Source organism: Serratia sp. MYb239 (genome assembly GCF_002966855.1).
Lineage (GTDB): Bacteria > Pseudomonadota > Gammaproteobacteria > Enterobacterales > Enterobacteriaceae > Serratia_B > Serratia_B rhizosphaerae.
Map to the genome: position 1 here is coordinate 3101688 of NZ_CP023268.1, position 24293 is coordinate 3125980.

General features: G+C 60.5%; 22 protein-coding genes, 1 tRNA gene and 1 pseudogene. 17 read left to right on the forward strand and 7 right to left on the reverse strand.

The features are described 5' to 3' along the window. The 12 genes from paaB (at position 1) to paaY (ending at position 10356) form a co-directional block, all read left to right on the forward strand. Positions 1–288, forward strand: coding sequence for a 1,2-phenylacetyl-CoA epoxidase subunit PaaB (gene paaB / locus CLM71_RS15015; RefSeq protein ID WP_105231734.1), 288 nt, complete (start codon positions 1–3; stop codon positions 286–288). Positions 289–295: 7 nt separating this feature from the next. After that, a complete protein-coding gene (paaC, locus tag CLM71_RS15020; protein WP_105231735.1) occupies positions 296–1054 on the forward strand; it encodes a 1,2-phenylacetyl-CoA epoxidase subunit PaaC in 759 nt (252 codons plus the stop codon). An 11-nt stretch (positions 1055–1065) separates the two neighbouring features. After that, the gene (gene paaD, locus CLM71_RS15025; RefSeq protein WP_105231736.1) at positions 1066–1563 is read left to right on the forward strand and encodes a 1,2-phenylacetyl-CoA epoxidase subunit PaaD; all 498 of its coding nucleotides are present in this window, start codon (positions 1066–1068) and stop codon (positions 1561–1563) included. A 14-nt stretch (positions 1564–1577) separates the two neighbouring features. Then, the gene (paaE, locus tag CLM71_RS15030; RefSeq protein ID WP_105231737.1) at positions 1578–2636 is read left to right on the forward strand and encodes a 1,2-phenylacetyl-CoA epoxidase subunit PaaE; all 1059 of its coding nucleotides are present in this window, start codon (positions 1578–1580) and stop codon (positions 2634–2636) included. Between the two features lie 9 nt (positions 2637–2645). Next, on the forward strand, positions 2646–3419 hold the full coding sequence (gene paaF, locus CLM71_RS15035) for a 2,3-dehydroadipyl-CoA hydratase PaaF (RefSeq protein WP_105231738.1): 774 nt from the start codon (positions 2646–2648) through the stop codon (positions 3417–3419). Positions 3420–3422: 3 nt separating this feature from the next. Continuing rightward, positions 3423–4214, forward strand: a complete 792-nt coding sequence (gene paaG, locus CLM71_RS15040; RefSeq protein WP_105231739.1) for a 2-(1,2-epoxy-1,2-dihydrophenyl)acetyl-CoA isomerase PaaG — start codon at positions 3423–3425, stop codon at positions 4212–4214. 2 nt (positions 4215–4216) lie between these two features. Next, positions 4217–5752 carry a 3-hydroxyacyl-CoA dehydrogenase gene (locus CLM71_RS15045; protein WP_105231740.1) on the forward strand — a complete coding sequence of 512 codons (1536 nt, stop codon included), beginning with the start codon at positions 4217–4219 and terminating at the stop codon, positions 5750–5752. Further along, positions 5749–6189, forward strand: coding sequence for a hydroxyphenylacetyl-CoA thioesterase PaaI (gene paaI, locus CLM71_RS15050; protein ID WP_105231741.1), 441 nt, complete (start codon positions 5749–5751; stop codon positions 6187–6189). The genes CLM71_RS15045 and paaI overlap by 4 nt, the downstream gene beginning before the upstream one ends. Beyond that, the gene (gene pcaF, locus CLM71_RS15055) at positions 6186–7397 is read left to right on the forward strand and encodes a 3-oxoadipyl-CoA thiolase (protein WP_105231742.1); all 1212 of its coding nucleotides are present in this window, start codon (positions 6186–6188) and stop codon (positions 7395–7397) included. Before paaI ends, pcaF begins: the two co-directional genes overlap by 4 nt. Positions 7398–7407: 10 nt before the next feature. Further along, the gene (paaK, locus tag CLM71_RS15060; RefSeq protein ID WP_105231743.1) at positions 7408–8715 is read left to right on the forward strand and encodes a phenylacetate--CoA ligase PaaK; all 1308 of its coding nucleotides are present in this window, start codon (positions 7408–7410) and stop codon (positions 8713–8715) included. A 91-nt stretch (positions 8716–8806) separates the two neighbouring features. After that, positions 8807–9748 carry a phenylacetic acid degradation operon negative regulatory protein PaaX gene (gene paaX, locus CLM71_RS15065; RefSeq protein WP_105231744.1) on the forward strand — a complete coding sequence of 314 codons (942 nt, stop codon included), beginning with the start codon at positions 8807–8809 and terminating at the stop codon, positions 9746–9748. Between the two features lie 11 nt (positions 9749–9759). Beyond that, positions 9760–10356, forward strand: a complete 597-nt coding sequence (gene paaY / locus CLM71_RS15070) for a phenylacetic acid degradation protein PaaY (protein ID WP_105231745.1) — start codon at positions 9760–9762, stop codon at positions 10354–10356. 45 nt (positions 10357–10401) lie between these two features. On the opposite strand, the gene CLM71_RS15075 is transcribed toward paaY, so the two are convergent. Further along, a complete protein-coding gene (locus CLM71_RS15075; protein WP_105231746.1) occupies positions 10402–10809 on the reverse strand; it encodes a putative T6SS immunity periplasmic lipoprotein in 408 nt (135 codons plus the stop codon). 192 nt (positions 10810–11001) lie between these two features. Here CLM71_RS15075 and CLM71_RS15080 point away from each other — a divergent pair, with 192 nt between their 5' ends. Both CLM71_RS15080 and CLM71_RS15085 read left to right on the forward strand, forming a co-directional pair. Continuing rightward, complete coding sequence (locus CLM71_RS15080) at positions 11002–11700, forward strand: hypothetical protein (RefSeq protein ID WP_105231747.1); 699 nt, start codon at positions 11002–11004, stop codon at positions 11698–11700. Beyond that, positions 11697–12125, forward strand: coding sequence for a hypothetical protein (locus CLM71_RS15085; RefSeq protein ID WP_105231748.1), 429 nt, complete (start codon positions 11697–11699; stop codon positions 12123–12125). The genes CLM71_RS15080 and CLM71_RS15085 overlap by 4 nt, the downstream gene beginning before the upstream one ends. A gap of 56 nt (positions 12126–12181) precedes the next feature. Here CLM71_RS15085 and CLM71_RS15090 read toward each other — a convergent pair whose 3' ends face one another. From CLM71_RS15090 to CLM71_RS15105, 4 genes and pseudogenes are all read right to left on the reverse strand, one after another. Beyond that, positions 12182–13585: an amino acid permease gene (locus tag CLM71_RS15090; RefSeq protein ID WP_105231749.1), complete on the reverse strand. Its 1404-nt coding sequence runs from the start codon at positions 13583–13585 to the stop codon at positions 12182–12184. A 16-nt stretch (positions 13586–13601) separates the two neighbouring features. Further along, a pseudogene (locus tag CLM71_RS15095) lies at positions 13602–14792 on the reverse strand (aromatic amino acid transaminase). Between the two features lie 102 nt (positions 14793–14894). Further along, positions 14895–15266: a RidA family protein gene (locus CLM71_RS15100; RefSeq protein WP_105231750.1), complete on the reverse strand. Its 372-nt coding sequence runs from the start codon at positions 15264–15266 to the stop codon at positions 14895–14897. Further along, positions 15263–16066, reverse strand: coding sequence for an alpha/beta hydrolase (locus tag CLM71_RS15105; protein ID WP_105231751.1), 804 nt, complete (start codon positions 16064–16066; stop codon positions 15263–15265). The genes CLM71_RS15100 and CLM71_RS15105 overlap by 4 nt, the downstream gene beginning before the upstream one ends. A 376-nt stretch (positions 16067–16442) precedes the next feature. Here CLM71_RS15105 and mtfA point away from each other — a divergent pair, with 376 nt between their 5' ends. The 3 genes from mtfA to CLM71_RS15120 all read left to right on the forward strand — a co-directional run bounded on the left by mtfA (position 16443) and on the right by CLM71_RS15120 (position 18210). Continuing rightward, complete coding sequence (gene mtfA, locus CLM71_RS15110; RefSeq protein WP_105231752.1) at positions 16443–17231, forward strand: DgsA anti-repressor MtfA; 789 nt, start codon at positions 16443–16445, stop codon at positions 17229–17231. A 102-nt stretch (positions 17232–17333) separates the two neighbouring features. After that, a tRNA-Asn gene (locus CLM71_RS15115) sits at positions 17334–17409 on the forward strand. Between the two features lie 249 nt (positions 17410–17658). Next, positions 17659–18210: an NADPH-dependent FMN reductase gene (locus tag CLM71_RS15120; protein ID WP_105231753.1), complete on the forward strand. Its 552-nt coding sequence runs from the start codon at positions 17659–17661 to the stop codon at positions 18208–18210. Positions 18211–18326: 116 nt separating this feature from the next. On the opposite strand, the gene CLM71_RS15125 is transcribed toward CLM71_RS15120, so the two are convergent. Further along, positions 18327–21074, reverse strand: a complete 2748-nt coding sequence (locus tag CLM71_RS15125) for an autotransporter domain-containing protein (protein ID WP_105231754.1) — start codon at positions 21072–21074, stop codon at positions 18327–18329. Positions 21075–21309: 235 nt separating this feature from the next. Then, on the reverse strand, positions 21310–24195 hold the full coding sequence (locus tag CLM71_RS15130; protein ID WP_105231755.1) for an autotransporter domain-containing protein: 2886 nt from the start codon (positions 24193–24195) through the stop codon (positions 21310–21312). Positions 24196–24293: the final 98 nt, after the last annotated feature.

Genomic DNA, 24293 nt, shown 5'->3' on the forward strand with positions numbered 1-24293 from the left:
ATGACTCACGCCGAATGGCCGCTGTATGAAGTATTTATCCGCAGCAAACAAGGGCTGGCGCATCGTCACGTCGGCAGCCTGCACGCCGCCGACGACCGGATGGCGCTGGAAAATGCCCGCGACGCCTACACCCGGCGTAACGAAGGCTGTTCCATCTGGGTGGTGCAGTCCTGCCACCTGATCGCCTCGCAGGCCGAAGACCGCGACGCCTTTTTCGATCCGTCGGAGGACAAAATCTACCGCCACCCGACGTTTTACACCATTCCCGACGGCATCAAGAACATGTGAGGCGGCCATGACGCAACGCGATCCCCGTATTACCTATCTTTTGCGTCAGGGCGATACGCCGCTGATTCTGGCGCAGCGCCTGTGCGCCTGGTGCGGCCACGCGCCGGAGCTGGAGATCGATCTGGCGCTGGCGAATATCGGCCTCGATCTGCTCGGCCAGGCGCGCAATATCCTCAGCTACGCCGCGACGCTGATCGGCCCCGAATGCAGTGAAGACCAGTTGGCCTTCGGTCGCGACGAGCGCGAATTCCATAACCTGCTGCTGGCCGAACAGCCAAACGGCGGCTTCAACGATACGCTGGTGCGCCAGTTCCTGCTGGATGCCTACCACCTGCTGCTGCAGCGCGAACTCAGCCGCAGCCGCGATCCGCAGCTGGCGGCCATCGCCGCCAAATCGCTGAAAGAAGCGGAATACCATCTGCGCTTCAGCCAGGGCTGGATGATCCGCCTCGGCGACGGCAGCGAAACCAGCCATCAAAAAATTCAGCAGTCGCTGGATGCGCTGTGGCGCTTTACCGCCGAACTGTTCCACGCCGATGACACCGAGCTGATGCTGGCCGAACAAGGCATCGCCGCCGATCCGCGTCAGCTGCAGGCGCCGTGGCAGGAACTGGTGAACGATACGCTGCGCCAGGCGACGCTGACGCTGCCGGAGCAGCCGGCGTTCCGCCTCGGCGGCAAACAGGGCCAGCACAGCGAGCACCTCGGTTTTATCCTCGCCGAGATGCAATTCCTGCAGCGCGCCTACCCCAACTGCAACTGGTAGCGAGGTGACTGATGATCCTCCCCCACTTGGAGCCCGCCGAAATCCCGCAGATCTGGCACTGCCTACAGCAGATCAGCGACCCGGAACTGCCGGCGCTGTCGATTACCGATCTGGGCATGGTGCGCAAGGTGGAGCGCGACGGCGACGGCTGGCGCATTATCTTTACGCCAACCTATTCCGGCTGCCCCGCCAGCGAATTTTTGCAGGACGCGATCAAACAGCGGCTGGCCGCCGCCGGTTTCAGCCCGGTGACGGTCGCCATCCGGCTCGATCCCGCCTGGACCACAGACTGGATGAACGCCGACGCGCGCGCCAGGCTGCGCGCCTACGGCGTCGCGCCGCCGCAGGGCCATACCTGCGATAGACCGGACAGCCACGGCCCGGTGCAGTGCCCGCGCTGCGGCAGTGACAATACCGAGAAAATCAGCGAGTTCGGCTCCACCGCCTGCAAAGCGCTCTACCGCTGCTGCGCCTGCCGCGAGCCGTTCGATTATTTCAAATGCATCTAGGAGCGCAGAACATCATGACGGTTTTTCATCGCCTGAATGTCGCCGCTATTGAACGCGAAACGCCGGACGCCGTCGCCATTACCCTGCGCGTGCCCGACGAACTGAAAAGCGCCTACCGCTATACCCCCGGCCAGCACCTGACGCTGAAAGCCAGCCTCGACGGCGAGGAGCTGCGCCGCTGCTACTCCATCTGCAGCGCGCCGCAGGACGGGCTGTTGCAAATCGGCGTCAAGGCCATTCATCAGGGGCGTTTTTCCTCATTTGTCAATCAACGGCTCAAGGTCGGCGACGCGCTGGAGGTGATGGTGCCGCAGGGGCGCTTCGGCTACCAGCCGCAGGCGGAGCGCCACGGCAACTATCTGGCCATCGCCGCCGGCTCCGGCATCACGCCGATGCTGTCGATTATTAAAGCCACGCTGCTGCTGGAACCGGACAGCCAGTTCACGCTGATCTACGGCAACCGCAGCAGTCGCTCGGTGATGTTCAAAGAAGCGCTGTCCGATCTGAAAAACCGCTACCCGCAACGCTTCCAGCCGCTGTACCTGTTCAGCCAGGAGAGTCTGGACAGCCCGCTGCTCAGCGGCCGCATTGACCGCGAACGCCTGCAGGCCATCGGCGCCACGCTGCTCGACTACCGCGACTATCAACATGCGTTTATCTGCGGCCCGGAAGCGATGATGGACGACGCCCACAGCGTACTGGAGCAGGCCGGCATGCCGGCCGGGCGCATCCACAGCGAACGCTTCAACACCAGCGGCGTCAGCGCCAGACCGGCCGATGCCGCCAGCCGCAACGCCACCCGGGTGGCGATTCAGCTCGACGGTCGCCGGCAGGAGATCGACGTTACGGCGCAGGACGACAGCATTCTCGACGCCGCGCTGCGTCAGGGGGCGGACCTGCCCTACGCCTGTAAAGGCGGGGTCTGCGCCACCTGCAAATGCAAGCTTACCGCCGGCGAAGTCGAGATGGGCGTCAACTACAGCCTCGAGCCGGACCAGCTGGCCGCCGGTTACATCCTCAGCTGTCAGTCGTGGCCGAAAGGCGACGGAGTGACGCTGGATTTCGACGTTTAGGAGCCGCCGATGACTACCCCCTGGATATTGCACGAGCGGCAGGGTCGCGTTCTTACCCTGACGCTGCACCGCCCGGAGGCGCGTAACGCGCTCAGCACCCCCTGCCTGCAACAGCTGATCGAACGGCTGGAACAGGCCGAGGCCGACGACGACACCGGCGCGGTGGTGATCGCCGGCGGCGCGCGTTTTTTTGCCGCCGGGGCCGACCTGCGTGAACTGCAGCAGCAAGATCTGCCCGCCACCCTGCGTGACCCGCGCCCGCTGCTGTGGCAGCAATTGGCCCAGTTCAGCAAGCCGCTGCTGGCGGCGGTCAACGGCTATGCGCTCGGCGCCGGCTGCGAGCTGGCGCTGGCCTGCGACATCGTCATCTGCGGCGAAAGCGCCCGCTTCGGCCTGCCGGAAATCACCCTCGGCCTGATGCCGGGCGCCGGCGGCACTCAGCGGCTGATTCGCTGCGTCGGCAAATCCCGCGCCAGCCAGATGGTGCTGAGCGGCGAGGCCATTGACGCCCGCCTGGCGCTGCAGAGCGGACTGGCGAGCGAGGTATGCGTCGACGCGCTGACGCTGGAGCGCACGCAGCAGGTGGCTGCACGTATAGCGCAACAGGCGCCGCTGGCGTTGCGCGCCGCCAAACAGGCGCTGCGCCAGGCGGAGGAAACCGGGCTGACGCAGGGGCTGGCCATGGAGCGCCAGCAGTTTGCCGCGCTGGCCGCCACCGAAGACCGCCGTGAAGGCATTGCCGCCTTCTTCGAAAAACGTACCCCACACTATAAAGGGCGCTGATCCATGGACAACAACCTGATTCTCACTCACCTCGACGCCGGCGTACTGACCATCACGCTGAACCGCCCCGACCGGTTGAACAGCTTTAACGATGAGATGCACCACCAATTGGCGGAAGCGCTGACTCTCGCCGAACGCGACGAGGCGGTGCGCTGCGTCCTGCTGACCGGCGCCGGACGCGGCTTCTGCGCCGGGCAGGATCTGAACGATCGCACCGTCAACGCCGACCAACAGGCGCCGGACCTCGGCCTGTCGGTCGAGCGTTTCTATAACCCGCTGATCCGCCGTCTGACCGCGCTGCCCAAACCGATCGTCTGCGCGGTGAACGGCGTAGCCGCCGGCGCCGGCGCGGCGCTGGCGATGGCCTGCGATATCGTTATCGCCGCCGACAACGCCAATTTTATCCAATCTTTCTGCAAACTCGGGCTGGTGCCGGACTCCGGCGGCAGCTGGTTCCTGCCGCGTCTGGCAGGCCATGCGCGCGCAATGGGCATGGCGATGCTCGGCGATAAAATCAGCGCCCGTCAGGCGCAGGAGTGGGGCATGATCTGGCAGGTGGTGGACGGCAGCGAACTGGAGGCCCATACCCGGGCGCTGGCGCGCCATCTGGCGACCCAGCCGACCTACGGCCTGGGGCTGATCAAAAAAGCCATCTACAGCGCCGCCACCAACACGCTGGACCAACAGTTGGATCTGGAGCGCGACCTGCAGCGCCTTGGCGGCCGCAGCGACGACTATCGCGAAGGCGTCAGCGCATTCTTCGCCAAACGCCCACCGGTCTTCAGCGGAAAATAATCATGAACGCAATTCCCCTTACCTCACCCGTTGCGGTGATTGGCGCGGGCACCATGGGCATCGGCATCGCGCAGGTGGCCGCCGCCGCCGGGCATCCGGTCACCGTGTTCGATATTGACCGCGCCGCCGCCGAGCGCGCCTACGAGACACTGAGCCAGCGCCTGATGCGCCGGGTCGAGGCCGGCAAGGCAGATCGCCGCGCCAGCGAACAGCTGCTGGCCCGCATCCGCATCGCCGAGGCGCTGGAAGAACTGGCCGACAGCGCGCTGGTGATCGAGGCCGTAGCGGAAAAGCTGGCGGTCAAACAGAGCCTGTTCCGCGAGTTGGAAGCGATTTGTCCGGCCGACACGGTGTTCGCCAGCAACACCTCATCGCTGTCGATTACCGCTATCGCCGCCGCGCTGCGCCACCCGCAACGCATGGCCGGCATGCACTTTTTCAATCCGGCGCCGCTGATGCAGCTGGTAGAGATCGTCACCGGGCTGGAAACCAGCGCCGCGACGTGCGATCGCCTGAGCCAGCTGGCGCAGCAATGGGGCAAACGACCGGTTGTGTGCCGTTCGACGCCGGGCTTTATCGTCAACCGCGTCGCCCGGCCGTTCTATGCCGAAACGCTGCGGGCGCTGGAGGAGCAGCTCGCCGATGCGGCGACGCTGGATGCCGTGCTGCGCGACGCCGGCGGCTTCGCCATGGGGCCGCTGCAGCTGACCGATCTGATCGGCCAGGACGTTAACTTCGCCGTTACCCAATCGGTGTTCGACGCTTTCTTCAACGACACGCGCTTCACCCCGTCGCTGTTGCAGCAGGAACGGGTGGCCGCCGGCCATCTGGGGCGCAAAAGCGGCCGTGGTTTTTACCGCTATGGCGACGATGTCGATGCACCGCAGGCCAGCTACGCCGCTGCCGCTAACGCCGGCCCGGCTGCTCGGGTCACGCTGCACGGCGACTGGTCGCCGCTGGCGGATTTCGCCGCGCTGCTGACGGAAAATGCGGCGTCGGTCAAACAACCCGGCCAGACCAGCCCGCTGGCGATGATCGATGATGTTACTTTTATGTTAACAAATGGTAAGTCAGCCAGTCAGGTCGCCGAAGACATCGGCACGCCGGTGGTGCTGTTCGATCTGTCAGCCGACTACCGGCAGGCAAATACCCTGGCGATCGGCTGCGCGGCGCAAAACAACCCTCAGGACAACGCCAAAGTGATTCAATGCTTGCAGTCGCTGGGCAAACGGGTCATCACACTGCCGGATTATCCCGGTCTGCTGGTGATGCGCACCGTCGCCATGCTGGTCAACGAGGCACTGGACGTGGTCAACAAAGGCATCGCCAGCGCGGCCGATACCGATAACGCCATGCGTTTCGGGGTTAACTATCCGCGCGGGCCGCTGGCCTGGGGACAGGCGCTGGGCTGGAAACAGATCCTCGCCACGCTGGAAAACCTGCAGCGCTTCTACCTTGAAGAACGCTACCGCCCGATGCCGCTGCTGCGCCGCTGCGCCGCCGGTCACGCCCTCCCCCCTTCAGGAGCCGAACAATGAACGCCAATACGCCGCGCGCGCTGGCGCAACGCTGCGCCGAACATATGTTTCAACAAGACAGCTGCGCCCAGGCGATGGGCATGCGTCTGGATGCGGTCGACTGCGGTTTTGCGCAGGTCAGTATGGAGGTCGGCCCGCAGATGCTGAACGGCCACCGCACCTGCCACGGCGGCCAGCTGTTCAGCCTGGCCGATACCGCCTTCGCCTACGCCTGCAACAGTCAGGGACTGGCGGCGGTCGCCGCCGGCTGCAGCATCGACTTTATCCGCCCGGCGCTGGCCGGCGACCGGCTGATCGCCAGCGCCGAAGTGCGCCATCAGGGAAAAACCACCGGGCTGTACGACGTGGAAATTATCAACCAACAGGGGAAAACCGTGGCCTGGTTCCGCGGCCGCGCCCATCGCCTTGGCCATCAGGTCCTGGAGGAACAGCCATGAACCACGCCTTCATCTGCGACGGCGTACGCACGCCGATTGGCCGCTACGGCGGCGCGCTGGCGACGGTGCGCGCCGACGATCTGGCCGCCCTGCCGCTGCGGGCGCTGATGGCGCGCCACCCGCAGGCCGACTGGACGCAGGTTGACGATGTGATCCTCGGCTGCGCCAACCAGGCCGGGGAAGATAACCGCAATCTGGCGCGCATGGCGCTGCTGCTGGCCGGACTGCCGCAGAGCGTTTCCGGCACCACCATCAATCGTCTGTGCGGCTCCGGCCTGGACGCGCTGGCAATGGCCGCCCGCAGCATCAAGGCCGGCGAAGCCCAGTGGGTGCTGGCCGGCGGTGCAGAGTCGATGACCCGTGCGCCGCTGGTGATGGGCAAGGCCGACAGCGCCTTTAGCCGTCAGGCGCAGCTGTTCGACACCACCATCGGCTGGCGTTTCGTCAACCCGCTGATGCAGCAGCAGTTCGGCACCGACTCGATGCCGGAAACCGCCGAAAACGTCGCCGCACAGTTCAACATCAGCCGCGCCGATCAGGACGCCTTCGCCCTGCGCAGCCAGCAGCGCGCCGCCAGGGCGCAGGCCGCCGGCATTTTGGCGCAGGAAATCGTGCCGGTCAGCATTGCGGGGAAAAAAGGTGCGCTTATCCAGGTCAGTGACGATGAGCACCCGCGCCCCGAAACCTCGCTGGCGCAGCTGCAGGCGTTGAAAACTCCGTTCCGCCAGCCCGGCACCGTGACCGCCGGCAACGCGTCCGGGGTTAACGACGGCGCGGCGGCGCTGATCGTCGCCTCGGAGGCAATGGCGCAACAGCAGGGGCTGACGCCGCGCGCGCGCATTGTCGCCACCGCCGCCTGCGGCGTGGAGCCGCGTCTGATGGGCATCGGCCCGCTGCCGGCCGCCCGCCGGGTGCTGGAAATCGCCGGGCTGAGCCTGGCGCAAATGGACGTGATTGAGCTTAACGAGGCGTTCGCCGCCCAGGCGCTGGCGGTGCTGCGCCAGCTCGGCCTGCCGGACGACGCCGAGCAGGTCAACCCCAACGGCGGCGCCATCGCACTCGGACACCCGCTGGGCATGAGCGGCGCCAGAATGGCGCTGGCCGCCATGCACGAACTGGAACGGCGGGACGGCCGCTATGCGCTGTGCACTATGTGCATCGGCGTCGGTCAGGGCATCGCCATGATTATTGAACGCGTCCAACACTGAGGCCAAAATAATGACAACCAATCCCCAGCCCCTCGACACCATTGAATTCGCCTCGCGCGATGAGATTGAAGCACTGCAGCTACGGCGCCTGAAGTGGAGCCTGAACCACGCCTACCAAAACGTGCCGATGTATAAACGCAAATTCGATCAGGCCGGCGTCCACCCTGACGATTTACGCCAGCTGAGCGATCTGGCGCTGTTCCCCTACACCACCAAACAGGATCTGCGCGATAACTACCCGTTCGACACTTTCGCCGTGCCGATGGAACAGGTGGTGCGCATCCACGCCTCCTCCGGCACCACCGGGCGGCCGACGGTGGTGGGCTATACCCAGCGCGATATCGACAACTGGGCCGACATCGTCGCCCGCAGCCTGCGCGCCGCCGGCGCCACGCCGCGGGATAAGGTGCACGTCGCCTACGGTTACGGCCTGTTTACCGGCGGACTGGGCGCCCACTACGGCGCAGAGCGGCTGGGGGCGACGGTGATCCCGATGTCCGGCGGCCAGACGGAAAAGCAGGCGCAGCTGATTCTCGACTTTAAGCCCGACGTGATTATGGTCACCCCGTCCTACTGCTTGACGCTGATTGACGAGCTGGAGCGCAAGTTGGGCGGCGACGCGCGCGGCTGCTCGCTGCGTATCGGCGTGTTCGGCGCCGAGCCGTGGACCGAAGCGCTGCGCCATGAAATAGAAAGCCGCATGGGCATCAAGGCGCTGGATATTTACGGCCTGTCAGAAGTGATGGGGCCAGGCGTGGCGATGGAGTGCGCCGAAAGCGGCGGCGGCCCCACCATCTGGGAAGACCACTTTCTGCCGGAAATTATCGACCCGGACAGCGGCGCGCCGCTGGCGGACGGCGAGCACGGCGAACTGGTGTTCACCACGCTGACCAAAGAGGCGCTGCCGGTAATCCGCTACCGCACCCGCGATCTGACCCGCCTGCTGCCGGGCGACGCGCGCCAGATGCGGCGCATGGGCAAAATCACCGGTCGTTCCGACGATATGCTGATCATCCGCGGCGTCAACGTCTTCCCGTCGCAGCTTGAAGAGCAGATTATGCAGTTCGAGCAGCTGTCGCCACATTATCAGCTGCAGGTCAGCCGCGCCGGCCACCTGGATACGCTCGCGGTGCGGGTGGAACTCAAAGAGTCGGCGCTCAGTCTCAGCCACCAGCAGCGCTGCGATATCTGCCATCAGCTGCGCCACCATATCAAATCGATCGTCGGCGTCAGCACCGACGTCAGCATCGCCAACTGCGGCGATATTCCGCGCTCGGAAGGCAAGGCGCAGCGGGTGGTCGACCTGCGTCCCCGCTGACGACGCCGACGCCAGGGATGGCGCCGCCGCTGGCAGCCGCCGGGGGATATGGTAATGTGGTGAGTCACCGTAGCCTAACTCGTGGAAAAATATGGAACAAAAACTGGATGACTTTATCCACCATGCTTTAGAGGCTCAGCCGATTAGCGGCACGTCGCTGATTATTTCCCTGTATGGCGATGCGCTGAGCCATCGCGGTGGCGAAGTGTGGCTGGGCAGCCTGAGCGCCCTGCTGGAATCGATGGGGTTTGGCGATCGCTTTGTGCGCACCTCGGTATTCCGGCTGCAAAAAGAGGGCTGGCTCGACGTGGAGAAAATCGGCCGCCGCAGCTATTACCGCGTAACCGAACAGGGCATGCGCCAGTTTCGCCACGCCGAATCCAAAATTTACCTGAGTGAACAGCCGGAATGGGACGGCAAGTGGGAGCTGTTGCTGCTGGAAACGGCGGAAAAAAGCGAGCGCGCGCGGCTGAAGAAGGAGCTGGGCTGGCTGGGGTTCGGCCAGTTGGCCAGTAACCTGATGGCGGCGCCGACGCACGCGCAGACCGACGTCACCGCCCTGCTCGGCGAGCTGAACGCCAGCGAACAGGTGATCTACTTCCGCGCCGACTACCCCTACGCCCGCTCCGAAACCACCCTGCGCCAGCGGGTGGCCGACTGCTGGGCGCTGGAGCAGGTCGCCGGTTATTACCATGAGTTTATCGTCTCTTTCCGCCCGCTGATGGCGCTGCTGCGCGAGGCGGACGACGCGGTGCTGACGCCCCGGCGCTGCTTCCAGATCAAGCTATTATTAATTCACTTCTTCCGCCGCGTGGTGCTGAAAGACCCGCTGCTGCCGGATGCGCTGCTGCCCGCCCAGTGGGAGGGACAAATCGCCCGCAACCTGTGCATCAATATTTATCAGCGCGTCGACCGCGCCGCGACGGAGTATGTCAGCGCGCTGGCGGAAACCACCATCGGCGCCCTGCCGGCGCCCGCCGCCGGCTATTACCGGCGCTTTGGCGGCCTGCCGCGCGATAACGTCACCTATTGAGGAGTAGCCACATGCCTGTGTATCAAATTGACGGCCTGACGCCGGTGGTCGACCCCAGCAGCTATGTTCACCCGACGGCGGTGCTGATCGGCGATGTGATTATCGGCAAAGGGGTGTATATCGGCCCCAACGCCAGCCTGCGCGGCGACTTTGGCCGGCTGGTGATTGAGGACGGCGCCAATATTCAGGACAACTGCGTGATGCACGGTTTCCCGCAGCAGGACACGGTGGTGGAACAGGATGGTCATATCGGCCACGGCGCCATCCTGCACGGCTGCCGCATCGGCCGCAACGCGATGGTCGGCATGAATGCGGTGGTGATGGACGGCGCGGTCGTCGGTGAAAACACCATCGTCGGCGCCTGTTCGTTTATCAAGGCCGCGGCGGTGTTCGACGCCAATAAGCTGGTGCTCGGCAGCCCGGCGCGGGTGCTGCGCGAGCTGAGCGAACAGGAGCTGGCCTGGAAACGCGTCGGCACCCAGGAGTATCAGGATCTGGTGACGCGCTGCAAAACCACCCTGCGGGAAGTCGCGCCGCTGAGCGAAGCCGAGCCAGACCGCCAGCGCCTGACCTTCGGCGATCGTCTGGTGCCGAAAAGCCAGCTGTAATCCGCCGGCGGGGTTAACGCTGACCCTGCCGCCACGGACGCCCCGTCACCCTTCCCTGGCCACCTTGAGCACGCCCTGCTCGCGGTACAGTCTGAACGACGCCGAGTAGCTGTTCCCACCGGGTTGCCGCATGTCCTTAAAGAAGGTCTCCACCTGGATGCCGTATCGGCCCCCCGCGTTAAACGGATAACCGAAATCAGGAATACAGCGGCCGGAAAGTACAGGAATAGGCGCCACGCTGGCGTCTGCAGCCAAGTATTTGCGGAAAATGCGGCCCTCAGCATCAACGATTTGTAATCCGTTCAGGTATTCATTTTTCCCTGCCGGGATAGACACGCACAGACGGTTATCTTTAATAGTCACGTCGGCAGGCTGGATATCCAACAGCCTGGACTCGCAGGCGACCAGCAGCACAGCGCTACAGACCACAATGGTTAATTTGATATTTAGCACAATGGTGAGTCCTTACCCGAATTTATAAATCTTCCACATTATTTTCAGATAATGTATTTAATTTTTTTATTTATCTGAGAAATAATAAGAGCGAGTCGATATTCAGGTTCAACGAAAGAGAAAATATATTGCCATGCGTTAGCCTAGCCGTATATTAAAACCTATCTATCAAACAGGAAGATAGGATTAAGGATGAGTAAACGAAAGGACATCATTGATGGACGGGATTACGGTAGATCCAACGGATTGATTTACACCGAAGTTCTTGGATGGATTGATTTAGGTCATGCGCGGGGCAATGACATCAGGGGATTGATGCGAAAAATTAACGCTGGTGAATCTTCCGGACAGGATGAATACAATGTTACGTATTCACAATCGATGACCGATCCCACCTACACCATTAAAATGGGTAAATTCATTACCTGGCGCATTAAGAGGGGGCGTTCATATAATGAACGACAAAGTATTGCTCTCGCGATGATGACAACACTAGCGCGAAAGTTTGAAGCATTCCAATCATCATTCCCCATCAACCTAGTGACGGACAGCGGTTTTAGTGGTGAAGATCTGGTTTCCGACTTACTGGGTTTCTATCGCGTGATGTCTATTCACAACCCATTTCCACTGCTGCGCCCTGTCAGTAAAGCAGAAGCTCTAAAACGTTGGGATCACTATGGTCCGATTGGATCGTTCAAAAACACCTGTTTCTTGCCAATATTATTCCCTGCCCCGGTCAGATACCCCCATGCCAAACCACGTCTGGGAGAATTGCCCCCTTTTATGAAGACAATCCGGCCTTATAGCGATTTCAAATCTGGCAACGTTGTAGTAGCGTCTCGCAATGGCTCATTTATCGACAGAGCACGAGGGGGAATCTTGCCATTATGAAAAAGTCGTCGAAAATCGTTGGCATCGTGGCAGTGCTGATTGTCGCGGGGTTGCTCTATTCCTGGCCGTTAATCCAGATGGAGTTTGCCGGCAGTGCACACTATACCGAGCAGGATAAGCGAGAGTATGCATTTTATACCCCAGATATCCTGAAAAAAATGCCACGAATCTCCCCCCGTTATGACTTTGACTTCGCCAACATTACAGGTCCTTCAACGCATGTGTACGCCGTAAACTTTTACGCGACTGAGGATACCAGCAAAATTGATAATTACCTGACATCCATTGGCTACCAGCGTCAGGATAACTGTAATATTGACAATGAATGCTGGAAAGGCAAAGACCCCGTGGAAACGGTCATGGTCATGAAACTGAAAAGTGAAAAAGGTGTCGTTGTGCAAGTAGTCTATGATTTCACATCATAATTTTCCGGTATCTTAACGGACACTTCGCGCCTCCTGCAGGAGGCGCTTCCGCCCCGCTACTCCATGCCCGGCGTCGGCCTCACCGCATGGGCCGCCGGCCGGCGGCGCAGGCGATACAGATAGATGCCCGCCAGCAGCAGGGTAAACGGGATGCCGAACCACAGCGTCATATGGAAAAAGTCGGTAAAGGCGGTGGAGATCATCAGCGCCAGCATCAGCCCCGCCCCGAGCAACGTGGTATAGGGGAAGCCCCACATGCGGAACTTCAGAGGCATCCCGCCGTGATGGCGACGGAAAAACAGGTGAGTGATAAAAATCATCAGCCAGGTGAAACAGGCGCCGAACACCGATATCGACATCATCGCGGCGAAAGACTGTTCCGGCGCCACCAGGCTCAGCACAATCGACACCACAATGCCGATGCATGACATCGCCAGCGCGTTGAGCGGGATTCCGCGCTTGCTGACGCGCCCCAGCGCCGCCGGCGCCTGCCCGGCGCGCGCCAGCGAAAACATCATGCGGGTAGTGATATACAGCTGGCTGTTCATCGCCGACAGGGCGGCAATCAGCACGACAAAGTTGAAGATACCGCCGGCCGCCGGCAGGTGGATGACGTTCATCGCCACCAGAAACGGGCTTTCCCCGGTACCGGACTGGCGCCAGGGCACAATCGCCAGCATCAGCGCAATCGACAGCATATAGAAAATAAACAGCCGTAAGATGGTGCCCTTAAAGGCGCTGCGTACCGCCACCACCGGATTTTTCGCCTCGCCGGCGGCTACCGCAATCATCTCAATGCTCAGGTAGCTGAAGATCGACACGATCACCGCAAACCACATACCGCTCAGGCCAAACGGGAAAAAGCCGCCGCCGGCGGTAAAATTGTGCAGGCCAAAATGCGGGTTGGCGGAAAAGATCAGGATGCCGACGCCGATGGCGATAAACGCGCCAATCGCCAGCACCTTGATGGCCGACAGCGCATACTCCACCTGGCCGAAAGACTTCACGCCGACCAGATTAATGACGACCACCGCGGCGGAGAACAGCAGCACCCACGGCCAGGCCGGCGTATCCGGGAACCAGAACTGCATATACATGCCGATGGCGGTCACCTCGGTGCCCACCGCCAGCACCACGCACGACCAGTAGGAGTAACGCACTAAAAAACCGCACAGCGGGCTGAGGTAAAACTCCGCGTAATCGCCGAACGAACCGGAGGTCGGGTGCTGCGAGGTCATCTCCGCCAGGCAGCCCATCAGCAGCAACGCCACCACGCCGCCAATCAGGTAACTCAGCAGTACGCTCGGCCCGGCCATCTGTATCGCGTAAGCGCTGCCGAGAAACAGGCCGGTGCCTATCGCGCCGCCGATGGCCAGCATCGACATCTGCCCGGCCGTCAGCTGCTTTTTCAGCCCGCCCTGCCGCCGGGCGATTTCATCAAAACGCGCCTGATCTTTCATCGTTAATCCACCTTGTTCACACGCTGCGGGAAACGGCCAGAATGGCGTCGGCGACATAGTCGATATTGTTCAGGTTCAGGCCCGGCAGGCACATGCGGCCGGGCGCCACCAGGTAGATGGCGTAGCGCTGCCGCAGCGTCTCCAACTGCTGCGGATTGAGGCCGGTGTAGCTGAACATGCCGCGCTGGTCGCGAATTCGCCGGTAGTCCAGCGCCGAACCGCCCTGCTCAAGCCCGCTGGCCAGCCGCAGGCGCATCTGACGGATGCGATCGCGCATGGCGTCAAGTTCGCTGCGCCACAGGTGACGCAGTGCATCATCCGTCAGAATGGTTTCCATAATTCGGCCGCCGTGGGTCGGCGGGCAGGAGTAGCTGCGGCGGATCAGGGTTTTCAGCGCGCCTTGCGCATTTGCCGCCGTCTGCGCATCACCGCAGCACAGCGTCAACGCCCCCAGCCGCAGGCCGTACAGCGCCGCGTTTTTGGAAAATGAGTTGGCGATCAGGCAGTCCAGCCCGGCCCGGTGCGCAGCACGCAGCGCATAGGCGTCCTGCTCCAGCCCGTCGCCGAATCCCTGATAGGCGATGTCAAACAGCGGCAGCAGGCGACGGCGCTGCATCACCTCAATCACCGTGCGCCACTGCGCCGGCGTCAGATCGGTGCCGGTCGGGTTATGGCAGCAGGGATGCAATAACACCACCGCCCCGGCCGGCAGGCCGTTGAAGCATTCCAGCATCGCCTCAAAGCGCAGCTCGCCGGCGATATCGTCAAAATAGGGATAGCTGTGCGTTTGCAGGCCGGCGCCGGCGAAAATCGCCCCGTGGTTGGCCCAGGTCGGGTCTGACAGCCAGATCTCCTCGCGGGAAAGATAATCACGCAGAAAATCCGCCGCCAGCTTTAGCGCCCCGGAACCACCGACCGTCTGCACCGTCGCCAGTCCGCATGCGGAGACCTCCTCGCCCAGCAGCAGACGCTGTACCTGCGCGGCAAAGGCCGCGCTGCCTTCAATCGGCGGATAACCGTGCGGATGACCCTGCGTCAGTAAGCGTTGCTCCGCCTGCCGCACCGCCTGCATCAGCGGGATATTGCCCTGTTCGTCGTAATACAGGCCGATACCTAAATTAACCTTTTACGGATTATCATCCCGTAAATAGGCCTCCATCAACGACATAATAGGATCGGCGGCGGAAGGTTGCAGATGTGCGAACATAGTTATCCTTAGCCCATCATTAATGGGCCGGCAGGTAAATGGAATAAATAACGCCGCCAAATAAAAATGGCACGGCGTTAATAAGCAGATTATTTAAATAATTTAATCGCAGGCGCTGACGGTAATTTCTATTTTCATTCCCGGCACCACCAGTTTATCGACAATGACCGTCGAACGGTTGGGATAAGGCGGATTAAAATAGCGTTTATATATTTCATCGAGCAGTTTGACGTCATTCACGTCGGTCAGATAAACAATCACCTGCAGCACGTTATCGCTGTGGCTGTTGGCGGCACGCAGCGTTTGCGCCAAATTATCGAACGTCAGCGCTATCTGCCGCTCCGCCGCGCCGGTTTCAATCGTGCCGTCCGCACGCACCGGGCCGTGGGCGGTAAACAGCATGCCGCCGCCGCGTGTCGCCCATGAAAAGGGCTGCCCGATATCTGGCAGCCCGGTGTCGACGATGGTTCTCATCGGCCATCTTCCCCCTGTTGCAGTAGATGAATCAACGCCCCGTCAGCGGCAAACAGCGCGTCCAGCACGTTGTAATGATTGGCGCCGACCACCGCCTGCAGCCCGACCGACAAGCCCTGCTGACGCAGCGCCTGGCAGTAGTGTTCGCTTTGGCCGATCAGCTCCGGCAGCTCCTGCGCGCCGTAGAACAGCGTCATCGGCGTAAGCCGTGCGGGAATATGCCGCGCCGGGCTGAGCGCGGCGATTTCGGCCGCCGTCAGCTGCAGGCGGTGGTTGACGTAGGTAGACAGCAGCGGCTCCAGCTCAAAGATACCGCTGATCGGGAACACCGCATCCGCCAGCGGATGCTGCTGCCAGCGGGCAACCAGCTGCCCGCCGGCCGAATGCCCGGCCAGATAGACCGGCCCGCACGGCGGTCGCTGCGCCAGCCGGCGTTGGATCTCGCTCAGCGCCGCGCCGATTTCCCCGTCGATATCCGTCAGCGTCGCCTGCGGCGCATGGCTATATTCCACCAACACCACATCCAGCCCCAACGCCAGCGGCACCGCAGCGATGAAGGCAAAATCTTCTTTATTACAAAATTGCCAGTAGCCGCCGTGAATAAATATCAGCGTGCCGACAACCGAATGGGGAGAATATAGCCAATCAATGGTTTGACGCGGCAATTCCCCATAGGGAATATCACCGTCAAAATTGAATTTTTGATAAACCTCGCAGCTGCGGTGCTGAAATGAAGCCAGAATTTCCGCCTCATTATCCACCGTAGTGCCATTATCATAACTCCCCGGCATTAGTTTCATATATTGAACTTTGTTTATTATTTAATATATGGATTAACTATTAGCAACCGGCCAAAATGTTGTCAAGAAGTGAACAAACGCAATGCGCGTCCGGTAGAATAAAATAAATGATTGCGCGATAAAGTTTTACCGGTGAAACTTTTTTCCGCAAATCTGCCAATAAATACCTGCGACATCGCGTCGTCATCATATTGCTTAACTGTGATTGCGGTCGCTGACTAAAACAGCGCTAAGTGTTTGAATGGTCACTATACGCATTTTTGCCCTGGCGGCGATGCCTCTCGCTTAAAACACTTGCTATCACGGCTGATTTTGCGGCATTTTTACTCAAGCAAGCCTGACGCTACCGAACCTATAAGCATTGATGAGTGCCCTGATGATTAGATGGCCATGGAAAACCACGCCCTCCCCGGCGCTGACGCCCGCCCAATGGCAGGAAGCGCTGGCGATTCCGTTGCTGATGCCGCTTGATGACGATGAATGCCGCCGACTGGCGGCGCTTGCCGAGAAACTGCTGCAGCAAAAGCGCATCGTGCCGCTGCAGGGGCTGCCGCTGACGCCGCTGATGCAGATGCGCATTGCCCTGCTGTTCGCCCTGCCGGTGCTGGAGCTGGGCGTCGACGTTCTGGACGGCTTCAATGAAATCCTGCTGTATCCTTCCCCGTTTGTGGTGGAAGAAGAGTGGCAGGACGATCTGGGGCTGGTGCACTCCGGGCCGGTGGTGCAGTCCGGGCAGAGCTGGGAGCAAGGCCCCATCGTGCTGAACTGGCAGGACGTGCAGGACTCGTTCGATCTGTCCGGCTTTAACCTGGTGATCCACGAAGCGACGCATAAGCTGGATATGCGCAACGGCGGCGTCGCCAACGGCGTACCTCCGATGCCGCTGCGCGAGGTCGCGGCCTGGGAGCACGAACTGCACGGCGCGATGGACGCCATTCAGGACGAGATCGATCTGGTCGGCGAGGAAGCCGCCAGCATCGACGCCTATGCCGCCAGCGATCCCGCCGAGTGCTTTGCGGTGCTGTCGGAATATTTCTTCAGCGCGCCGGATCTGCTGGCCCAGCGTTTCCCCACGCTATACCCGCAGTTTTGCCGCTTCTACCGCCAGGATCCGCTGGCGCGGCTGCAGCGCTGGCAGAGCGAACACGGCGGCGGCGAGGCCTAACCACGCCCGCTCTGCTCAGTTGCTGAGCAGTTGAATCAAAAGCGCTAAATTAGCGTTGACACACCCGGAGCGGCTGGATATGATGCGCCCCGTTCACACGATTCCTCTGTAGTTCAGTCGGTAGAACGGCGGACTGTTAATCCGTATGTCACTGGTTCGAGTCCAGTCAGAGGAGCCATATTTAGAGAAGCCCGCTTAAGGAAACTTAAGCGGGCTTTTTGCTATCTGAAAAAGCCCTCCTGCTTTTTTACGAACGCAGCACGTTATCACCGAAAACCATCGGTCCAATCGGCCGCTCTGCTATGCTGTATCCCGCAACCACCGTGGCGGACCAATGGCCGCATCAGGGCAATAGGTCCGGATGATAGTGAGCCAGCCCGCCGCGATTCGATGAAATACCTGTAACCGGGTTGGGAGATGCAGTTTTATGAGCAACATATTCCATGTGTTGGGGATTTCAGGCAGTCTGCGCGCCGCTTCGTTAAACACCCGCTTTCTGCAGGCGATGGACAGATTACGGCCTGGAAACGTCAGCTTTACCCGCTACGCACATCTGGATGCTCTCCCGTTGTTTAATGCCGATCGCGAAGATCGCCCCTGTCCGGCCCTGACGCACTGGCGCAACGCCCTGGCCCGTGCCGATCTGGTACTGCTGGTCAGCCCGGAATACGCACATGGCGTGACCGGCGTGATGAAAAACGCGCTGGACTGGATCGTCGGCAGCGGCGAACTGCTCGATAAACCGCTGGCTTTGCCCAACCTCTCTCCACGCGCGCAGCTGGCGCATTCACAGCTGGCGGAAACGCTGCAGATTATGGGCTGTCGCCAGCTCACAACCTGCAGCCCGCAGGCCACGCTGGCAGCACCGTATGTCTTGCCGGACGCCGATGAACAAACGCTGGCCGCCCACCCGGAGATCGGCCCACGGCTTCAGGCGCTGTGGCGCAATATTGCAGAGGAACTCTCGGCGTTACGCTGAGGTACGCAGGAAAAGATAAAACGACAGGTAGGGATCTGGGCCTGTGGGATCTCGACGCGGGGGATAGACGTGACCTGCGGATTGCCGGACAACGGCAATCCGCAGGGTATTTTTGCTTAGAACGAGACCGTCAGCTGCGCGTTAACCGAGTTGGCCTGCAGCTGCGAGCCGTACTGTCCCTGATAGGACACCCCGACCCGCGTCGAACGCGTCAGCGGCACGTCCAGACCGACGCCGACCACCGCCACGTCCTTATCCACCGGCGCGCCCTTGGTGGCAAAGCTGTCGCCGGTGGCGAACGCCATCCGCGCCGAGGTGTCCGTGTCGCCGTAGGCGTGCTGCCAGCCCAGGTTGCCGTGCAGCGTGACGTCAACGCCCGAGACCGGGATATCCGTCGCGCCGCGCAGCCCCAGCGTCGAGTAGAAGGTGTTCATCGTTTCATCCTTCACACTCAGAGCCGCCGCGCCGCCCTGCTCCTGCACCGCATCCGTATGCAGACGCACGTAACTCAGGTTGACGAACGGCTCCACGCTCGATGACTCATAACGCAGCCGGTAGCCCAGCTCCGTAAACGCCTGCAGCGTATTGCCGTCGTAATCCCCCGTCAGACGGTCGCAATAGCCACCGAAGCCCACGTTGCGCTCGCTCTCTATCCGGTGCCAGCTGTAGCCCAGGCCGCCACGCAGCGCCAACGCATCCCGCTGCCCCGCGCCATACAGACCCAGATGGTAGTTGTTGCTGTGGCCCGATGACGCACGGCTGTCTACGTCGAAACGCGTGCGGCTGTAGCCCGCATACGCACCCGCCCGCACCCCGTCGCTCAGCTCTCGGTCTGCACCCACCAGGAAACCGCCGGTGTTGCTGTCCAGCTTGCCGACGTTGCCGTCGCCCTTGCTGCGCGTCCAGCTGCCGAACATCTGGCCCCAGGCCCCGTTACGCTCGCGCTCCGGACTCTGCACCAGGCTCATCGCCAGCGGCGGCACCGTCAGGCTGTCGCCGTCGAACATCGTCTGCATATGCTGGTTTACCACGCTGCCTACCAGCGTACCGCTCTGCAGCAGGCTCGACTGCACCGACGCATACTGCTCACCGGACAGCTGGTCAAACGCATCCCGCGCCTCGGCCGCGTTCAGCATCAGCAGCGAGTTGTACAGGCCGAGCGACGGCCCCTGCTGCGCCAGCGAGCTCAGCGCACCGGCGGTGTTCCACTGGTTGCCGCTGGTCGCCACCGTCTGGAAGATGCCCGGTGCGTTCGGCTTACCGCCGCCGGTATTGCCGACATCACTACCGCCGGTATTACCATCGCCGCCGCCACCGGAATTGCCGCCGCCGTTGTGGCTGCCGTCATCGCCGGCGCCTTTCTGCCGGATAATCAGATCGACAGATTTATCGTCGTTTGCCAACGAGGCATCCAGGAAGGCAGAGTCCAGCACGGCCTTGCCAAATGTGCCATTGAGATTTTTTTCGGAGGTTAAAATACGGTAGGTTTGCCCGTTTTGGTAACTGGTATGCGGATCGAGCGCATTGACCAACACCTTGACATCATTACCGATGGTGACCTGGCCTAAAACCGCCATGCTATCGCTGCGACCATCCGCAGCAACGTCGACATCATAGAACGCGCCGTCGTTAAAGGTCAGGTAACTCTTGATGTCGAATTTACCAATGCCGCCGTCGCCGGGGGAGATATGCGCATCACGCTCCACAATCGTTCTGCCGATTGTCGCGGTACCGGCCAACCTCCCGCCAGAGTTAACGAAAAGTGAAGTCGAAAAACCATCCCTATCGGTAAAGCTTCCCATTACGCCATTTAGAATCAATACTCCGCCATCATCAATACTTATTTTTTGATAGCGCATGGGATACAAGTCAGGGTTTCCCATATCCGTATCAATGATGAGCTTCCCTCCCTTAACATATATATTCCCAGTATATTGACTCAGATCGCCGGTCAAGGTTGTTTGCCCAGCAATATTCACTAATGAAATATATCCCTCGTCATCATTAATTGTATTAGCAAAAAGATAATTATCCGAAGTATGATTAAAAATTATTGAATTCAACACGCCTGGCGTGTAATACCCTTTGCCACTTTGCACAACAATTCCCGGATCGAGCACGCCAGGTGCTTGAGCCTCACCCAACGTTGGCAAAGGGAATACATTCTCATCGTCATTCGGCCTATCCAGTTCCGAGTGACCATCAAAGGAGGCGCGACTTCCAATCACCAAAATCCCAGATAGGCCTAATATGTTGTCAGCACTACTAAAGCGACCGCGATCGGCTAAAGCGAGCGTATCCACTACGGAATGCCCCCCGACATGCAAATGCGAGCCCGCACCGCTGACATAAATATCCGCCGTTTTTCTTCCGTCCCACGGCCGGTCGGCAATTTTCAACTCTCCGGCGCTGACCGTCGCACCATCAAGCACATCCAGCCCCCCCGCCACCGCCAATTGTTCGTTAATCCGCCATTCGCTACCCTGGCCACTAATCACCGCCTGCGGCTTTTGCTCATAGTCCGTATCGTCAACGCCGTAGGCTATCGTGGCCCCGTCATTCACCAACCTGGCGCCGTTGCTGACCTTCACTTTCGCCTGCGACTGACTCTCCGAACCAATCACCAGCCGATCGGCGCTGAACGTGCCGCCATCAATCAGTAAACGACTGATGTCGGTCTGCCCGACGATCACCCTCCCGTCATAAGAGACCGAATGAGAAACATGGTGATCCCCGTCAAGAACAGTATCGTTGGCGTACACCGCATTGGCCGCCAGCGACAGCGTCGCCATCGCTAACGCCATATGCAAGCGCGACAACCGTGTTTTAACCGGCAACCGACATTGCCCCCAGAGCGTACCCATATGTCCTCCTTCCGTTTTTCATTATTATTCCGTCGCCGGACGGCGACGGAATAAGGCTGACACAAGAATCAGAAATGTGCCATTCAGGCGGCGGTAAGTCGGATAACTAACTACTTATACGGCAAAATATATCATCTGATACCGAGCAATAGAAAAGCCCGCCTAAGAAAACCTAAGCGGGCTTTATTGGGGGTGACCTTGTCACCCGAAACGAACGTTAACCGACTACTTTCTCTTAGAACGAGACCGTCAGCTGTGCATTAACCGAGTTGGCCTGCAGCTGCGAGCCGTACTGTCCCTGATAGGACACCCCGACCCGCGTCGAACGCGTCAGCGGCACGTCCAGACCGACGCCCACCACCGCCACGTCCTTATCCACCGGCGCGCCCTTGGTGGCAAAGCTGTCGCCGGTGGCGAACGCCATCCGCGCCGAAGTCTCCGTGTCGCCGTAGGCGTGCTGCCAGCCCAGATTGCCGTGCAGCGTGACATCAACGCCCGAGACCGGGATATCCGTCGCGCCGCGCAGCCCCAGCGTCGAGTAGAAGGTGTTCATCGTCTCATCCTGCACGCTCAACGCCGCCGCGCCGCCCTGTTCCTGCACCGCATCCGTATGCAGACGCACGTAACTCAGGTTGACGAACGGCTCCACGCTCGATGACTCATAACGCAGCCGGTAGCCCAGCTCCGTAAACGCCTGCAGCGTATTGCCGTCGTAATCCCCCGTCAGACGGTCGCGATAGCCACCGAAGCCCACGTTGCGCTCGCTCTCTATCCGGTGCCAGCTGTAGCCCAGGCCGCCACGCAGCGCCAACGCATCCCGCTGCCCCGCGCCATACAGACCCAGATGGTAGTTGTTGCTGTGGCCCGATGACGCACGGCTGTCTACGTCGAAACGCGTGCGGCTGTAGCCCGCATACGCACCCGCCCGCACCCCGTCGCTCAGCTCTCGGTCTGCACCCACCAGGAAACCGCCGGTGTTGCTGTCCAGCTTGCCGACGTTGCCGTCGCCCTTGCTGCGCGTCCAGCTGCCGAACATCTGGCCCCAGGCCCCGTTACGCTCGCGCTCCGGACTCTGCACCAGGCTCATCGCCAGCGGCGGCACCGTCAGGCTGTCGCCGTCGAACATCGTCTGCATATGCTGGTTTACCACGCTGCCTACCAGCGTACCGCTCTGCAGCAGGCTCGACTGCACCGACGCATACTGCTCACCGGACAGCTGGTCAAACGCATCCCGCGCCTCGGCCGCGTTCAGCATCAGCAGCGAGTTGTACAGGCCGAGCGACGGCCCCTGCTGCGCCAGCGAGCTCAGCGCACCGGCGGTGTTCCACTGGTTGCCGCTGGTCGCCACCGTCTGGAAGATGCCGGGTACGTCCGGCTTACCGCCGCCGGTATGACCGTCATCACCACCGCCGGTATGGCCGTCATCACCGCCGCCGGTATGGCCGTCATCACCGCCACCGGTATTACCGTCATCACCGCCGCCGGTATGGCCGTCATCACCACCGCCGGTATTACCGTCATCACCGCCGCCGGTATTACCGTCATCACCGCCGCCGGTATTACCGTCATCACCGCCGCCGGTATCGCCATCATCGCCCCCGCCAGCGTCTTTTTGCCGGATAATCAGATCGACAGACTTATCGTCGTTTGCCAACGAGGCATCCAAGAAGGCGGAGTCCAACACCGCTTTGCCAAATGTACCGTCGAGATTTTTTTCGGAGGTTAAAATACGGTAAGTTTGCCCGTTTTGGTAACTGGTGTGCGGATCGAGCGCATTGACCAACACTTTGACATCATTACCGATGGTGACCTGCCCTACAACCGCCATGCTATCGCTACGGCCATCCGCGGCGACATCCACATCATAGAACGCGCCGTCGTTAAAGGTCAGATAACTATTAATATCGAATTTACCAATGCCGCCGTCGCCGGGGGAAATATGCGCACCACGCTCCACCACTGTTCTGCCGATTGTCGCGGTGCCGGCCAAAACTCCGCCTGTTTTAACAAAGAGGCTCGTTGAAAACCCAACGCCACGCATACCAAAAAAGCCCATGGTGCCGTTCAGAACCAGCGTCCCGCCATTCTCCACGCTCAGAAGTTGGTAGCGTTGAAGCAAAACATTCGGATCCCCCTGCCCCATATCGCTGTTGATCGTCAGTTTGCCGCCATCAACGATAATGTCCCCCTCATAGTCAGACAGGTTGCCATTCAGCGTCGTCTGACCACTCGTATTGATGATCATACTCCCGCCGGCAATCGTATTGTCGAGCTTATAATCATCCGACGTATGATTAAAGATAAGAGCGCTCCGCCGTAAGTCACCTATAATATGACCGATATACAATCTAATATCGGGATCCAGAACACCTGGTGCATGTGCTTCCCCCAATGTCAGATAATCCCGAATGTCTCCCGACAACGCTGGGGAACTGAAAATATGTGCATAGCCGTTAAAAGAGCCACGGCTGCCTATCACGAAGGCCCCTTTGGTATTTAATTTCTTGCTATCGATACTGAAACGCCCCCCATCAACCAAAGCAAGCCCCTCAATATTTGCCACCTCGTCGACATGCAGTTGCGAACCTGCACCGCCGACGTAAATATCCGCCGCCTTATTACCATTCAAGTTTGGGGAATCGAGCTGCAGCTCTCTGGCGCTGACCCGCGCGCCATCAAGCACATCCAGCGTGCCCGCCACAGTCAGCTTATTGTTAACCCGCCACTCGCTGCCCTGACCGCTAATCACCGCCTGCGGCCGTTGATCATACTGCGTATCGTCAACACCGTACGCTATCGTGGCCTCATCGTTCACCAACTTAGCGCCGTCGCTGACCCGCACCGTCGCCTGCGACTGACCTTCCGAGCCAATAACCAGCTGATCGGCGCTGAATGTGCCGCCATCAATCAGTAAATGACTGATATCTGCCTGCCCGACAATCACCTTCCCATCATAAGTAACCGAATGAGAAATGTGGCGATCGCCATCAAGAACGGTATCGTCAGCGAAAACCGCATTGGCCGTACCGGCCATCGACAGCGTTGCCATGGCCAACGCAATATGCAGTCGCGATAACCGTGTGTTGACCGGCAGCGTGCGCTGCCCCCAGAGCTTGCCCATATATCCTCCATGCCTTTTCATTATTATTTCGGCGCCGACCGGCGACGAAATAAGGCTGACACAGGAATCGGGAATCTGCCATTCAGGGGGCGCAAATT

Excerpts from the sequence above, each read along its gene's own strand:
- CLM71_RS15085 (WP_105231748.1), top strand. The coding sequence starts at position 11,697 with ATGAAAAAGTCGTCGAAAATCGTTGGCATCGTGGCAGTGCTGATTGTC.
- paaI (WP_105231741.1), top strand. The coding sequence starts at position 5,749 with ATGAACGCCAATACGCCGCGCGCGCTGGCGCAACGCTGCGCCGAACAT.
- paaK (WP_105231743.1), top strand. The coding sequence starts at position 7,408 with ATGACAACCAATCCCCAGCCCCTCGACACCATTGAATTCGCCTCGCGC.
- paaD (WP_105231736.1), top strand. The coding sequence starts at position 1,066 with ATGATCCTCCCCCACTTGGAGCCCGCCGAAATCCCGCAGATCTGGCAC.
- pcaF (WP_105231742.1), top strand. The coding sequence starts at position 6,186 with ATGAACCACGCCTTCATCTGCGACGGCGTACGCACGCCGATTGGCCGC.
- CLM71_RS15130 (WP_105231755.1), bottom strand. The coding sequence starts at position 24,195 with ATGGGCAAGCTCTGGGGGCAGCGCACGCTGCCGGTCAACACACGGTTA.
- CLM71_RS15105 (WP_105231751.1), bottom strand. The coding sequence starts at position 16,066 with ATGAAACTAATGCCGGGGAGTTATGATAATGGCACTACGGTGGATAAT.
- paaE (WP_105231737.1), top strand. The coding sequence starts at position 1,578 with ATGACGGTTTTTCATCGCCTGAATGTCGCCGCTATTGAACGCGAAACG.
- mtfA (WP_105231752.1), top strand. The coding sequence starts at position 16,443 with ATGATTAGATGGCCATGGAAAACCACGCCCTCCCCGGCGCTGACGCCC.
- CLM71_RS15120 (WP_105231753.1), top strand. The coding sequence starts at position 17,659 with ATGAGCAACATATTCCATGTGTTGGGGATTTCAGGCAGTCTGCGCGCC.
- CLM71_RS15045 (WP_105231740.1), top strand. The coding sequence starts at position 4,217 with ATGAACGCAATTCCCCTTACCTCACCCGTTGCGGTGATTGGCGCGGGC.
- CLM71_RS15090 (WP_105231749.1), bottom strand. The coding sequence starts at position 13,585 with ATGAAAGATCAGGCGCGTTTTGATGAAATCGCCCGGCGGCAGGGCGGG.
- paaG (WP_105231739.1), top strand. The coding sequence starts at position 3,423 with ATGGACAACAACCTGATTCTCACTCACCTCGACGCCGGCGTACTGACC.
- paaB (WP_105231734.1), top strand. The coding sequence starts at position 1 with ATGACTCACGCCGAATGGCCGCTGTATGAAGTATTTATCCGCAGCAAA.
- paaC (WP_105231735.1), top strand. The coding sequence starts at position 296 with ATGACGCAACGCGATCCCCGTATTACCTATCTTTTGCGTCAGGGCGAT.
- paaF (WP_105231738.1), top strand. The coding sequence starts at position 2,646 with ATGACTACCCCCTGGATATTGCACGAGCGGCAGGGTCGCGTTCTTACC.
- paaY (WP_105231745.1), top strand. The coding sequence starts at position 9,760 with ATGCCTGTGTATCAAATTGACGGCCTGACGCCGGTGGTCGACCCCAGC.
- paaX (WP_105231744.1), top strand. The coding sequence starts at position 8,807 with ATGGAACAAAAACTGGATGACTTTATCCACCATGCTTTAGAGGCTCAG.
- CLM71_RS15080 (WP_105231747.1), top strand. The coding sequence starts at position 11,002 with ATGAGTAAACGAAAGGACATCATTGATGGACGGGATTACGGTAGATCC.
- CLM71_RS15100 (WP_105231750.1), bottom strand. The coding sequence starts at position 15,266 with ATGAGAACCATCGTCGACACCGGGCTGCCAGATATCGGGCAGCCCTTT.
- CLM71_RS15125 (WP_105231754.1), bottom strand. The coding sequence starts at position 21,074 with ATGGGTACGCTCTGGGGGCAATGTCGGTTGCCGGTTAAAACACGGTTG.